The sequence below is a fragment of the Streptomyces sp. NBC_01257 genome (assembly GCF_035917255.1).
In the GTDB taxonomy this organism is placed as follows: Bacteria; Actinomycetota; Actinomycetes; order Streptomycetales; family Streptomycetaceae; genus Streptomyces.
In genome coordinates, this window is the sequence record NZ_CP108472.1 from 8,584,721 (window position 1) to 8,597,370 (window position 12,650).

Annotated in this window: 9 protein-coding genes and 1 pseudogene; 7 read left to right on the forward strand and 3 right to left on the reverse strand. The window is 71.8% G+C overall.

Annotated elements, in window-relative coordinates; genetic code table 11:
- Positions 1-180 precede the first annotated feature (180 nt).
- Together OG408_RS37375 and OG408_RS37380 are read left to right on the forward strand one after the other, a co-directional pair.
- Positions 181-1,476 carry a glycoside hydrolase family 1 protein gene (locus OG408_RS37375; protein ID WP_326673948.1) on the forward strand — a complete coding sequence of 432 codons (1,296 nt, stop codon included), beginning with the start codon at positions 181-183 and terminating at the stop codon, positions 1,474-1,476.
- Between the two features lie 10 nt (positions 1,477-1,486).
- Positions 1,487-2,074, forward strand: a complete 588-nt coding sequence (locus tag OG408_RS37380) for a TetR/AcrR family transcriptional regulator (protein WP_326673950.1) — start codon at positions 1,487-1,489, stop codon at positions 2,072-2,074.
- A gap of 164 nt (positions 2,075-2,238) precedes the next feature.
- Here OG408_RS37380 and OG408_RS40240 read toward each other — a convergent pair.
- Both OG408_RS40240 and OG408_RS37390 read right to left on the reverse strand, forming a co-directional pair.
- Positions 2,239-2,748: pseudogene (locus OG408_RS40240) on the reverse strand (serine hydrolase domain-containing protein); the annotation flags it as partial.
- Positions 2,749-2,787: 39 nt separating this feature from the next.
- On the reverse strand, positions 2,788-5,127 hold the full coding sequence (locus OG408_RS37390) for a glycoside hydrolase family 3 C-terminal domain-containing protein (RefSeq protein ID WP_326673952.1): 2,340 nt from the start codon (positions 5,125-5,127) through the stop codon (positions 2,788-2,790).
- Positions 5,128-5,478: 351 nt separating this feature from the next.
- Here OG408_RS37390 and OG408_RS37395 point away from each other — a divergent pair, with 351 nt between their 5' ends.
- Positions 5,479-6,429: an SGNH/GDSL hydrolase family protein gene (locus OG408_RS37395; protein ID WP_326673954.1), complete on the forward strand. Its 951-nt coding sequence runs from the start codon at positions 5,479-5,481 to the stop codon at positions 6,427-6,429.
- On the opposite strand, the gene OG408_RS37400 is transcribed toward OG408_RS37395, so the two are convergent.
- Positions 6,419-7,078: a TetR/AcrR family transcriptional regulator gene (locus OG408_RS37400; RefSeq protein ID WP_326673955.1), complete on the reverse strand. Its 660-nt coding sequence runs from the start codon at positions 7,076-7,078 to the stop codon at positions 6,419-6,421. The two genes, OG408_RS37395 and OG408_RS37400, sit on opposite strands and share 11 nt — an antisense overlap.
- Before the next feature lie 275 nt (positions 7,079-7,353).
- On the opposite strand from OG408_RS37400, the gene OG408_RS37405 reads away from it, so the two are divergent.
- The 4 genes from OG408_RS37405 to OG408_RS37420 are packed head-to-tail and all read left to right on the forward strand — an operon-like array spanning position 7,354 to position 12,545.
- Positions 7,354-8,889: an ABC transporter substrate-binding protein gene (locus tag OG408_RS37405; RefSeq protein WP_326673957.1), complete on the forward strand. Its 1,536-nt coding sequence runs from the start codon at positions 7,354-7,356 to the stop codon at positions 8,887-8,889.
- A gap of 28 nt (positions 8,890-8,917) precedes the next feature.
- Positions 8,918-9,859: an ABC transporter permease gene (locus tag OG408_RS37410; protein ID WP_326673959.1), complete on the forward strand. Its 942-nt coding sequence runs from the start codon at positions 8,918-8,920 to the stop codon at positions 9,857-9,859.
- Positions 9,856-11,688, forward strand: coding sequence for a dipeptide/oligopeptide/nickel ABC transporter permease/ATP-binding protein (locus OG408_RS37415; RefSeq protein ID WP_326673960.1), 1,833 nt, complete (start codon positions 9,856-9,858; stop codon positions 11,686-11,688). The genes OG408_RS37410 and OG408_RS37415 overlap by 4 nt, the downstream gene beginning before the upstream one ends.
- A complete protein-coding gene (locus OG408_RS37420; RefSeq protein ID WP_326673961.1) occupies positions 11,685-12,545 on the forward strand; it encodes an ATP-binding cassette domain-containing protein in 861 nt (286 codons plus the stop codon). The genes OG408_RS37415 and OG408_RS37420 overlap by 4 nt, the downstream gene beginning before the upstream one ends.
- Positions 12,546-12,650 lie beyond the last annotated feature (105 nt).

The window sequence follows — 12,650 nt, forward strand, 5'->3', positions numbered from 1 at the left end:
GGCGCGGTCAGGTTCGGCGGTCCGGCCCCCTGGGGCTCTGCGCGGCCCGCTCCGGTGCGAGTTCGGCCCGGCCGCCTCTTCTCCCGTACCGCCGCCACCTGTACGCTAACACGAAAACCGATCAATGAACGCTTTTTGCGGAGTGGGTGCGACCCGGCTCCGGGCGGAAGGAGAACCTCGATGGTGAACGCGGCCGGACCCGGTCCAGCGCTGCCGGAGGGCTTCCTCATGGGAGCCTCCACCTCGGCCCACCAGATCGAGGGGGGCAACGTCTCCAGTGACTGGTGGGCCCTGGAGAACCACCCCGGCAGCTTCGTGGCCGAGCCCAGCGGGGACGCGGCGGACAGCTTCCACCGATGGCCCGAGGACATGGACCTGCTGTGCGAACTGGGCTTCGACTCCTACCGGTTCAGCATCGAGTGGGCCCGGATCGAGCCACGCAGGGGGATGATCTCGCGGGCGGCAGTCGAGCACTACCGGGCCATGGTGAGAGGGGCGCTGGAGCGTGGCCTGACCCCGGTGGTGACGCTCCATCACTTCACCTCGCCGCAGTGGTTCAGCGACCTCGGGGGCTGGACGGCACCGGAGGCGTCCGAACTGTTCGCCGCGTACGCGCACACCGCCACCGACATCCTGCGCGACGGCGTCCGCTACGTCGCCACGATCAACGAACCGAACATCATGGCGCTGATGTACGCCCTGAAGCGGCATGCGGCGGAGCACGGCTGGGAGAGCCTCGCGCAGGGTTCGGGCGCTGCCCGCGAGGGCGGGGCGGCCGCCGTCGACCCGGCCTCGTTCGAACCGGACCCCGAGGTGGTGCGGGCGCTCGTCCGGGCCCACCGGGCCGCCACTGCCGTCCTGAAGGCCGCGCTCCCGGACCTCCAGGTCGGCTGGACCGTGGCCAACCAGGTCTACCAGGCCGAGCCCGGCGCCGAAGCGGCGCTGACCGCCTACGCGTGGCTGCGCGAGGACGTGTTCCTCGAAGCCGCCCGTGAGGACGACTGGATCGGTGTCCAGGCGTACACCCGCCACCGCATCGGCACGGCCGGGCCGCTGCCGCCGCCCGCCGGCTGCGAGACGACGCTGACCGGCTGGGAGGTCTACCCCGAGGCGCTCGGCGAGGCGGTCCGGCACACGGCGGACGTGGTCGGACCGCACGTCCCCGTCATCGTCACCGAGAACGGCATCGCCACCGACGACGACGAGCAGCGCATCGCCTACACGGCCCGCGCGCTCACGAGCCTGGCGTCGGCGATGGACGACGGCGTGGACGTACGCGGCTATCTGCACTGGAGCGCGCTGGACAACTACGAGTGGGGCACCTTCCGGCCGACGTTCGGGCTCATCGCCGTCGACCGGACCACGTTCGTCCGCTCGCCCAAGGAGTCGGCGCGCTGGCTGGGGGCCCTGTCCCGGAGCCGCAGGCTGCCGGACCCCGCGGGTCTCGCCTCGGTGTCCGTCCCGTCCTCGCGTTAGGGTGACCGGCATGGCGAAACGGGGCCCGTACGAGAAGGGCGAGGCCAAGCGCAGCGAGATCCTGCACGCGGCACTGGAGATCTTTGCCGCGGAGGGCTACCGCGGTACCTCCCTGCGCAAGGTGGCGGCCAAGTGCAGCCTCAGCCTGCCCGGGCTGATGCACTACTTCGACTCGAAGGAGGACCTGCTCACCCAGGTCCTGCGCATGCGTGACGAGACGGCGCGGGTGCGCCAGGTGGAACGCGACGATCCGCAGAGCTACCGCGAGATCATCAGGGAGAGCGCGAAGACCCCCGGCCTGGTCGAGCTCTTCGTCTCCATGGCCGCGGCCGCCAGCGATCCGGCGCACCCCGCCCACGCACACTTCGCCGAGCGCTACCCGGTGCTGAGGGAGCGGGTGGCGGCCTTCGTCCAGGGGCGGGTGGACGAGGGACGGATCAGTTCCGTCGTCCCCCCGGACCGGCTGGCGGTCCTCCTGATCGCCGTGGCCGACGGCATCCAGCTGCAATGGCTGATCGACCGGTCCACGGACATGGAACAGCCCATCGAGGACCTCATGCGGATCCTCGACCCGCGCCAGGAGCCCGACGACACCTGAGCCGCGGACGCGACGGCACGACGGGGAGGGGCGGGCCGGATGATTCCGGCCCGCCCCTCCCCGTCGTCCCCGTGGCGCCGGGGCGTCAGTCCCGCGCGAGCGCCGCGGCCGTGCTCACCACCGCACCGGTCCAGTCCGTGGGCGTGGCAGAGGAACGCGGAGCCGGGTTCCCACAGCGGCCGCATCGCCGCCGGCTCCGCGACCACGCCCTCCCGGTCGAGGAGCCCGGGCAGCCCGACACCCGCAGCGTCGGCGGTGAAGGCGGGCAGCCCCGCCCGGTGGGTGAGGAGATCGGCCACCGTCGTTCCGCCCTTTCCCGCAGCGGCGGACTCCGGCCAGTAGCGGGCCACGGGCGCGTCCAGGTCCAGCAGGCCGCGCTGGCTCAGCAGATGCGCGCAGACGGCGACGAGACCCCTGGTGGCCGACATCAGCACACCGACCGAGTCCGTCCCGTACGGAGCCGGGCCGGACGGACCGGCCGGCGGAGGCGGAGGCGGCCGGACCGGCCGGACACCGTCCGGCCGGCTCCGGCTGACGCGGAACGGACCGGAGGCGGACCGGCCGGCGAGGTTCCGGCGGACGCCAGGTCCACCACCGGCCGTCCGTGGTGATGGACGGCCAGTTGCGCCGCACGGGGGTCGTTCGCCCCAGCCCCGCGCGAATGCCTCCCGCACCGCCTCCCCAGGCCGCCACCCGCCCGCTCCCCGGTCGTGTCAGGCCCCTCGACCTTCCCGTTCGACCTCGGCCGTGCGGGCCTCGACCGCGTCGGCGAGTTCGCCCAGGCTCTCCGGCGGTACGGGGCTCTGCGGGAACTCGCAGATGACATCGAGCGGCACACCGGCGAGGAAGCGCCGCATCACCGGATCCGCCAGTGCGCCCTGTCCCTTCTGGGACGCGTCCGCCCGGGCCCGGGCGAACCGTTCGGCCAGCAGCGGCCCGCCCACCGGGTGTTCGAGCCACTCCGCGAGGGTGTTGCGTCCGGTGAGGCGGATGCCCGACGGATCGCCGGCGACGGTCACCTCGACCCGGGCGCGGATGTCGCGCGAGGAGGCGCCGGCCTCGAAGCCGTACCGGCCGCCTTCGACCTTCCAGCCGTCCTCCCGCTCACTGAAGTACGCCAGATCGTGCCGTGTCACCTCCACGACCGCCTCGCGGCTCTCGCCGGGTTCGAGGAACAGTGAGACGAATCCCCGCAGTTCACGCACGGGACGCCGTACGCGCGAGTCCGCGGGGCCGCTGCCGTAGATCTGGACGACCTCGCGGCCCGCCCGGGAGCCGGTGTTGGTGACGGTCAGCGCGACCCGGAACACTCCCTCGTCCTCGTCCACGCGCATGCCGTCGTAGCCGAACGTCGTGTAGGACAGGCCGTGACCGAAGGGGAACGCGACCTCGCCGCGGCGGGCGTCGAAGCCGCGGTACCCCACGAAGATCCCCTCGCCGTACCGGGACCTGCCCTCCTCGCCCGGGAACGAGGGGTGGCTGGGGGAGTCCTCCAGCCGCAGCGGAATCGTCTCGGCGAGCTTGCCGGACGGGTTGACCGACCCGAACAGCACGCGTGCCAGTGCACCGCCTCCCGCCTGTCCGAGCAGCCAGCCCTCGACCAGGGCGGGCACCCGCTCCTGCCACGGAGCCGTGCGGACCACTCCGCCGTTGGAAAGGACCACCACGACACGGGAGTTGACTGCAAGCACGCGTTCCAGCAGTTCGGTCTGGACGGCGGGAAGGTCGATGTGGTCGCGGTCGAAGCCCTCCGACTCGTCCTGCGCCGGCAGTCCCAGGAACAGGACCACCGTCTCGCTCTCCGCCGCCAGCCGCACGGCGTCGTCCAGCAGCGAGGAGCCGGAGCCGTCGGGGGCGGCCGCGGAGGGCTCGGTTGCGGCGCCGGGCAGGGCGTAGCCGGCGGCGAAGCGCACCTCGGCGCCGGTGGCCAGTGCGCGCAGGCTGTCCAGGGGCACGTCGAGCCGGGTCGGGGTCACCTGCGAGCTGCCGGCTCCCTGGAACCGCGGGGTGCGGGCGAGTTCACCGATGACGGCCACGCTGCCGCCGGCCGGATCCAGCGGGAGCAGCGCCGGTTCGTTCTTCAGGAGCACGACGCACTGCTCGGCCGCCCGGCCGGCGATGTCGTGATGCCCGGCCACGTCGATCTCCCCGGGAGAGCCGACAGGGTCCGTCGTGCGACGGGCGAAACGGGCGAGCCGCTCGACGCCCAGGTCGAGGACAGCCTCGTCCAGCGCGCCCGACTCGACGGCCGCGATCACCTCTCGGTCCGTCCGTCCGCCGGTGCCGGGCATCTGGAGGTCGAGTCCGGCACGCAGTGCGGCCACCCGGTCGCGTACCGCGCCCCAGTCGGACATGACGACCCCGTCGAATCCCCACTCGCCGCGCAGAATGCCGGTCAGCAGGCGGGCGTTCTCCGACACGGGCACGCCGTTGACCCCGTTGTAGGAGGCCATCACCGACCAGGGGCGGTCGCGGCGGACGACGCGCTCGAAGGCGCGGAGGTAGATCTCCCGGAGCGGGCGCTCGTCGATATCGGCGCTGACCCGCATCCGGTCCGTCTCCTGGTTGTTGGCCGCGTAGTGCTTGAGGGCCGCTCCCACCCCGGCGTTCTGCAGTCCGCGCACCATGGCGCCGCCGAGTTCGGACGAGACGAGCGGGTCCTCGGAGAAGTACTCGAAGTTGCGTCCGCACAGGGGCGAGCGCTTGATGTTGATGCCGGGGCCGAGCACGACGCCCACGCCGTGCGCCGCGGCCTCGGCCGCGATCGCGGCGGCGACCTGTTCGGCGAGCTCCGGGTTCCAGCTGCTGCCGAGGGCGACGGCGGGCGGGAAGCAGGTCGCGGGGGCGGCGCTGTGCAGATCGAGCTGGCCGCCGTCACCGCTCTCCTTGGGCAGCCGAAGGCCGTGCGGCCCGTCGGAGAGCAGGACGGCGGGAACAGCGGCCGCCACCGACTCCTCGGTGACGAAGTCCCCCGCACCGCTGGTCAGTGCGGCCTTCTCGGCGAGGGAGAGGGTGGCGGCGGGCGACGGGTGGGACGGGTTCTGCTGAGGCATAGGGCGTACCTATCAGGCTTTCGTGGGGCGGGACCGCGGATCTGCGGATCCAGGGGTTCAGGGGGCGGGTCGGTCCGTGGCGCGGACCGCCATGGCGGCCTGATGCCGCGAATCGGGGCAAGACGGCATGCGACCCAAAAACGTATGGTGATCGGTTTTTGGTGTCAAGGGGTCGCGCCGGCGGGACTCCGGGGGCCTCCGGCTCCCCGGATTTCTTTTCGGCGGGACCCTTGACGGCTAGAAACCGATCACCGTACGGTTTTCGTGCTCGGGCGGCCCGCTCCGATGTGTTCGCTTCCGCCGCCCGCCCCATCCGCTCCGCTCCGCACTGCCACGAATCGAGGAACGGTCATGTCGGTCTCCGGTCGGTCATCCATGCCTGCGCACCGGGAAGCGGTCCCGCCGGCCCCGTTCCCGCGACCGGCGGGCCCCTCCTCCCGTGCGCCGCGCCTGGCCCTGACCGCGGCCGCCACCGCGGCCCTGCTGATCGGCGCGGCGGCCCCCGGTGCCGCGGCACCGGCCGGGGAGCGGGCCGCGCGGGGGGAGCGCTATGTGGCGCTCGGCGACTCGTACAGCTCCGGACCGGGGATTGGGCCGCAGACCGATACGCTCTGCGGCCGCTCAGGCCGGAACTACCCCTCGCTCGTCGCGAGCGCGGTCGGTGCCGAGGACTTCACCGACGTGACGTGTGCCGGGGCCGACACCACGCACATGGCCGGCCGGCAGGATTCGGCGCCGCCCCAGCTCGATGCCCTGCGCCCCGACACCACCCTGGTCACCCTGGGGGTCGGCGGAAACGACCTCGACCTGACCGGTGTCATCACCCGCTGCGTACTCGTGGGCTACCTGGCGCCCTACGGCTCACCCTGCAAGCACAGCTTCACCCTGCTCGGCACGGACGAGATCGGCTCCCGGATCAACGCGACGGCGCCGAGGATCGACGCGGTCCTGAACGAGATCCACACCCGCTCGCCGCAGGCCCGCGTCCTGCTCGTCGGCTATCCCTCACTGCTGCCGGACGACGGCTCGTCCTGCCGCGCGACGATCCCGCTGGCGACGGGTGACTTCGGCTGGGTCCGGGACGAGGAGAAACACCTCAACGCGATGCTCGCCCAGCAGGCCCATGTCTACGACGCCGACTACGTCGACACCTACGGGCCGTCCGTCGGGCACGACGCCTGCCGGGCGGCCGGCGAGCGCTGGATCGAGCCGGCGGACTCCGCCGAAGGTGCGGGATTCCACCCCAACGCGACCGGACACAGGAGCATGGCCGATGCGGTGCTTGCCACCCTCAATCACTGACGCCGCTCGCGGCGTCCACGCGCTCCGGGCGCAGCCCGTGCATCCGGAGGAAGGCGCGGACCTGCTCCGCCATGTCGACGGTGTCCGGTTCCAGCAGCCACTGCGTCTGGAGCCCGTCCATCAGGGCGAGCCACTGCTGGGCCACGGCCGCCGGGTCACCCGTGACCTGCGGTCCGGCCGCATCGAACAGCACCTCCAGGAGCTCGGTCATCTCGCGGCGCAGAATGCGATAGCGCTTCACGAAGTACTGGTGGGCGGGGTGTTCCGGATCGGAGGCCTCCGCCGCCAGCTTCGCGTACAGGGCGACGAGGCCCGGTGTCCCGGCATTGCGGACGACGACCTCGACCAGGCGGTGCAGCCGCTCCGCCGGCTCCGGCTCCGGGGCGTCCGGCCGGAGGATGCCGGGGAAGAGCAGCTGTGCGTCGAGCTCGTCCCGCAGGCTCAGCACCTCCAGCAGGAGCGCCTCCTTGCCCGGGAAGTGATGCAGCAGGCCGGCGTGCGTGAGTCCGGCGTGCGCGGCGATGTCCCGCAGCGAGACCGCGTGGAAGCCGGAGCGGGCGAAGAGTTCGGTCGCCGAGCCGAGGATCCGGGCACGGGTGCGCTCGCCCTTCGACGGGCGGTGCGGGGCGCCCGGCTCATGGTCGTTCACTTCGGCGGCCTCCAGCGGCAGTCGGTCGTTGCCGGGCAGTGTCGCGCATCTGCCGCCCGGGTGTCGCACGGGGCCGCGCCACGGCCCCGCCGGACGACGGAACCCCCAGGTGGAGGGCGCTTTCGCAGCGTGCTCCGAGATGTCGTCCGGCAGAACCTACCGGCTGGTTGATGTCACCGAACGAAAACCTACCAAGTGGTTAATTCCGTGTGTAGGCTCACCCGCAATCTTCCCCGGGGCAGACATTCCCCGGCTCTCCAGACGGAGTGAAAGACATGAGCAGAACTGCCAGAATCGCGACGGCGGCCGCCTGCGTCGCGGCATCTCTCGCCCTCGCGGGCTGCGGAGGCACCGGCAGTGGCGCCGAGGGCGCCGCGTCCTCGACGCTGAACATCGCGACGATGACCCTCCCGCAGAGCCTCGACCCCGCCGTCGCGACCGGGAGCGCCCTGCCGTTCTTCCAGACGGTGTACGACACCCTCATCAAGCGTGAGCCGGACGGCAGCTTCAGCCCGATGCTGGCGACCCGATGGACGTACAACACCGATCGCACCCAGCTCACGCTGACCCTGCGCAAGGGGGTCGAGTTCGCCGACGGGAGCGCCTTCGACGGCGCCGCGGTCAAGGCGAACATGGAGCGCTTCAAGAAGGGCGGCGGAGCCTCCGCGAAATGGCTGAACGACCTGGAGGCCGTCGATGTCACCGACGCCGCCCACATCACGCTGAAGCTCAGGCAGGCCAACCCGGCCCTGGAGTTCTACCTGAGCGACGCGCCCGGTCTGATGGCGAACCCCAAGCAGTTCGCGAAGGGCGACAGCCTCAAGACGACGCCCGACGGCACGGGTCCGTACCGCCTGGACAAGGCCAGGACGACGGTCGGCACGAAGTGGTCCTACCAGCGCAACGAGAAGTACTGGGGCAAGAAGCTCCCGTACAAGACCATCACCATGAGCTTCTTCGACAACGAGACCGCGATCACCAACGGCCTCAGGACCCGGCAGGTCAACGCGGCACTCCTGCAGTCGGCCGACCAGCAGGTGGCCATCGAGTCCGCCGCCGGGGTCACGACACAGAAGCAGGCCGTCGACTTCCAGGGCCTCCTGCTCTTCGACCGGGCGGGCAAGCTGACGCCGGCACTGCGCGACCCGCGCGTGCGGCAGGCGCTCAACTACGCCATCGACCGCGCGACGATGCTCGACCGCATCCGCCAGGGGCGCGGCGAGACCACCTCGCAGGTCTTCGGCCCCGAGACACAGGGGTACGACAAGAAGCTCGACCCGTACTACTCCCACGACCCTGCCAAGGGCCGCGCGCTGCTCAAGGAGGCCGGGTACGCAAAGGGATTCACCCTGAAGCTGCCCCGGATACCGGCGATCGTCAACGACGCCCTCGCGTCCTCTCTCCAGTCCGACCTCAAGGCCATCGGGGTGAAGCTGGTGTGGGACACCCTCGACGGTGCCACCGCCGTCCAGAAGGTGTTCAGGGACCGGGCCTACTCCGGAATGGTCATGAACATGGGGCAGCCCGCCTCCGACTGGGCGGCGGCCGACGACCTCGTCACGCCCGGCTCGTTCAACATGTTCGGCACCACGGACGCGACTACGCAGAAGCTGCTGCCCCGCATCCAGGCCGGAACCGGTGCCGAGGCACGGACGGCCGCGCGCGAGCTCGACGAACACCTCGTGCGGGACGCCTGGTTCGTGCCCTTCTACCGGATGACGTACCTCCACGTCTCGGACGGCAGCGTGAAGATCGCCCCGCAGTCCGGCATGGCCGTCCCCTCCATCTACAACTACGAACCGGCCAAGTAGCGCCCCGCTCCGACGGATACCGAGTGTCATGCTGAACTTCATCGCCCGCAGGATCGCCTCGGGCGCCGTGCTCCTGATCGTCATCTCCTTCCTCTCCTATCTGCTCCTGTCCGTCCCGCACATCGACGTGGGGCGGCAACTGCTCGGCGCGAGCGCGGCCCAGGACGCCGTCGACGCCAAGAACGCCTCGCTCGGCCTCGACAGTCCGGTGCTGCAGCAGTACGGGAGCTGGCTGGCGCACGCGGTCCGGGGCGACCTCGGCAGCTCCTGGTTCACGAGCGAGGACGTGGGCCGGGCCGTCGCCAACCGGCTGCCGGTCACGGCGAGTCTGATGCTCGGCGTCACGGCCGTCACCACCGCCCTCGCCTTCCTCCTCGGAGTGTGGGCGGGCGTGCGGCGCGGAGCCGTCGACCGGTTCGTGCAGGTACTGGGCGTGGTGGGGTACGCCCTCCCGGGGTTCCTGCTGACCCTGGTCCTGGTGCTGGTCTTCGCGGTCCGGCTGGGCTGGTTCCCCGCCATCGGCTACATCGGCTTCACCGATTCGCCCAGCGGCTGGCTGTCCACCGTCACCCTGCCGGTCCTGTCCCTGTCGGTGGCCTCCGTCGCGGGCGTCTCCCAGCAGGTGCGGGGCGCCGTCATCGACGTGCTCCGGCAGGACTACGTACGCACCCTGCGGGCCCGCGGGCTGCCGGCGTCCCGGATCGTGTTCAAGCACGTGCTCCGCAACGCCTCCGCGCCCGCGTTGTCCGTGCTGGGCATGCAGTTCGTGGGACTGCTGGGCGGCGCGGTACTCGTCGAGCAGATCTTCGGTCTCCCCGGCATCGGCAGCATGACCGTCACCTACACCACCCGCGGCGACATCCCCGTGATCATGGCGCTCGTCATGCTCACCGTTGTCGGCGTCGTCCTGATCAACCTCCTGGTCGACGTACTGATCGGCTGGCTCAACCCCAAGGCGAGGGTCGCATGAGCGAGAACCTCCCGGTGACGACGGCCCAAGGGGCCGCCGCCGGCACACCCTCGAAGAGCGGCGCCGCTCCCACCCGCACCCGCGGCGGCATCGTGCGACGGGTGCTGCGCAACCCCCTCGGCGGGGTGTCCGCCGCCCTCCTCGCGATCCTCGTCCTTGCCGTCCTCCTGGCACCCCTGATCGCACCCCAGGCACCCGGCGCCTCGTCCCTCGCCGACGCGTTCGCCGACCCGGGCACCGCGCATCCGCTCGGCATGGACTCGGCGGGCCGCGACATCCTGTCCCGGGTGCTGTACGGCGGGCGCAACACCCTGGGCGGCGCCCTGCTCGCCCTCGCCATCGCCCTGGCACTCGGAGTGCCGGCCGGACTCTTCGCCGGCTACTACGGCGGCAGATTCGACTCCGTCGCCACCTGGTCCGTCAACCTCGTCATGGCGCTGCCCGCCATGGTCGTCCTGCTGGCCTCCCGGGCCATCCTGGGACCCGACGTCCGGGTCCTGATGATCGTGCTCGGCGTGCTGGTGGCACCCAGCTTCTTCCGGCTGGTACGCGGCATCGTCGCCAACGTCCGGGGCGAGCTGTACGTGGACGCCGCCAAGGTCTCGGGCCTGTCCGACGCCCGCATCGTCGCCCGGCACGTACTCATCGTCGTCCGCGGCCCCATCGTCATCCAGGTGGCCCTCGTCGCGGGCATCGCCATCGCCCTCCAGGCCGGCCTCGAATTCCTCGGCGTCGGCAGCGGATCGACGGCCACCTGGGGCGCCATGCTCAACGAGGCGTTCCAGAACATCCAGCGCGCCCCCCTGCTCATCCTCTGGCCCGGACTCGCCCTTGGCCTCACCAACTGCGCTCTCGTCCTGATGGCCGCTGCCGTGCGGGACGCCCTGGAGGAACACGCACCCCGCCCGTCGCGGTCCGCCCGCCGCGCCCGCCGGACGGAGACCGCCGCACGCACGGCGCCGGCCGCCCCCGCCCGGCCCGGTCCGCCCCGCGCCGCGCTCCTGTCCGTCCGCGACCTCGCCGTCGCCTACGCACAGGCGGGCAGCACCGACAAGGAGGTCGTGCACGGCGTCGACCTCGACGTCCACCCCGGCGAAATCGTCGGACTGGTGGGCGAGTCCGGCTCGGGCAAGACCCAGACCGCCTTCTCGGTCCTCGGCATCCTGCCCGAGGGCGGCCGCGTCACCCGCGGCAGCATCACGGTCAACGGCCAAGAGGCGGCCGGGATGAAGGAGCGCGACCACCGCGCCCTGCGCGGCAGGACCGTCGCGTACGTCCCGCAGGAACCCATGAGCAACCTCGACCCAGCCTTCACCATCGGCAGCCAGCTCATGGAACCCATCCGCCACCACCTCGGACTCTCCCGGAAGGAGGCCGCGGCCCGCGCACTGGAACTCCTGCGCCTCGTGGAGATCCCCGAACCGGAACGCACCCTGCGCCTCCACCCGCACGAGATCTCCGGCGGCATGGCCCAGCGCGTCCTCATCGCCGGGGCGATGTCCTGCGACCCCGAACTCCTGATCGCCGACGAGCCGACCACCGCACTCGACGTACGCGTACAGGCCGAGGTCCTCGGCCTGCTGCGCCGGCTCCAGAAGGAACGAGGACTCGGGGTGCTCCTGGTCACGCACAACCTCGGTGTCGTCGCCGACATCTGCGACCGGGTGGCCGTGATGAGCGCCGGCCGCATCGTGGAGTCCGGCCCCGCCGAACAGATCCTCGGCAATCCGCAGGACCCGTACACCCGGACCCTGCTCGACGCCGTACTCGACGACGCCCCCACCCGTGCCCCCTGGCAACACCGAGCAGCGAGGACCGTCACCGCATGAGCAGCCACGAGACCGCGGGCCGGCCGGACGCCCTGCTCGACGTGCGGGACCTGCGGGTCTCCTTCCCCGGCAAGGGATGGCGCACCCCGGACACCGACGTGCTCAAGGGCGTCGGCCTCACCATCCGGCCGGGCGAGACCCTCGGCCTGGTCGGCGAGTCCGGCTCCGGCAAGTCCACCATCGGCCGGGCCGTCCTCGGCCTCGCCCCCGTACGTTCGGGCTCGGTCACCTTCGACGGCGAACGCATCGAACGGGCCGGCGCACGCCGCCGCCGAGCCCTCAGCCGCGACCTCCAGGTCATCTTCCAGGACCCCTACACCTCACTGAACCCCGCCCGCACCATCGGCGACACCCTCGCCGAACCCCTCATCGGCCAGGGCGCCGGCACCCGCGAGGCCCGGACGAGGATCGGTGACCTGCTGGACCGGGTCCACCTCCCCTCCGACGCGGCGGGCCGCCTGCCCAGGGAGTTCTCCGGCGGCCAGCGCCAACGCGTCGCCATCGCCCGCGCGCTGGCCCTGCGCCCCCGCCTGGTCATCTGCGACGAACCCGTGTCCGCACTCGACCTCACCACCCAGCGCACGGTGCTCGACCTCCTCCTGGAGATCCAGCAGGAGACCGGCATCGCCTATCTGTTCGTCTCCCACGACCTGTCCGTGGTCCGCTTCATGAGCCACCGGGTGGCGGTGATCCACCGGGGCGAGATCGTCGAGACCGGCGACGCGGCGAAGATCACCTCCGAGCCCGACCACCCCTACACCCGCACCCTGCTGCTCGCCTCACCGGTGGCGGACGTCGCCGAACAGCGGCGGCGGCGCGAGGCATCGGAGCAGGCCGGCACGGTAGGGCGGGCCTGACCGCAGGCCGGGGGCGCAGCCCGGAGCCCGGTCCCTGGCCGAAAAGTCACATGCCGTCAGGCCGAGAAAAACGCGTGGACCCGGCGCGCGGCCGGGCGGGAGACT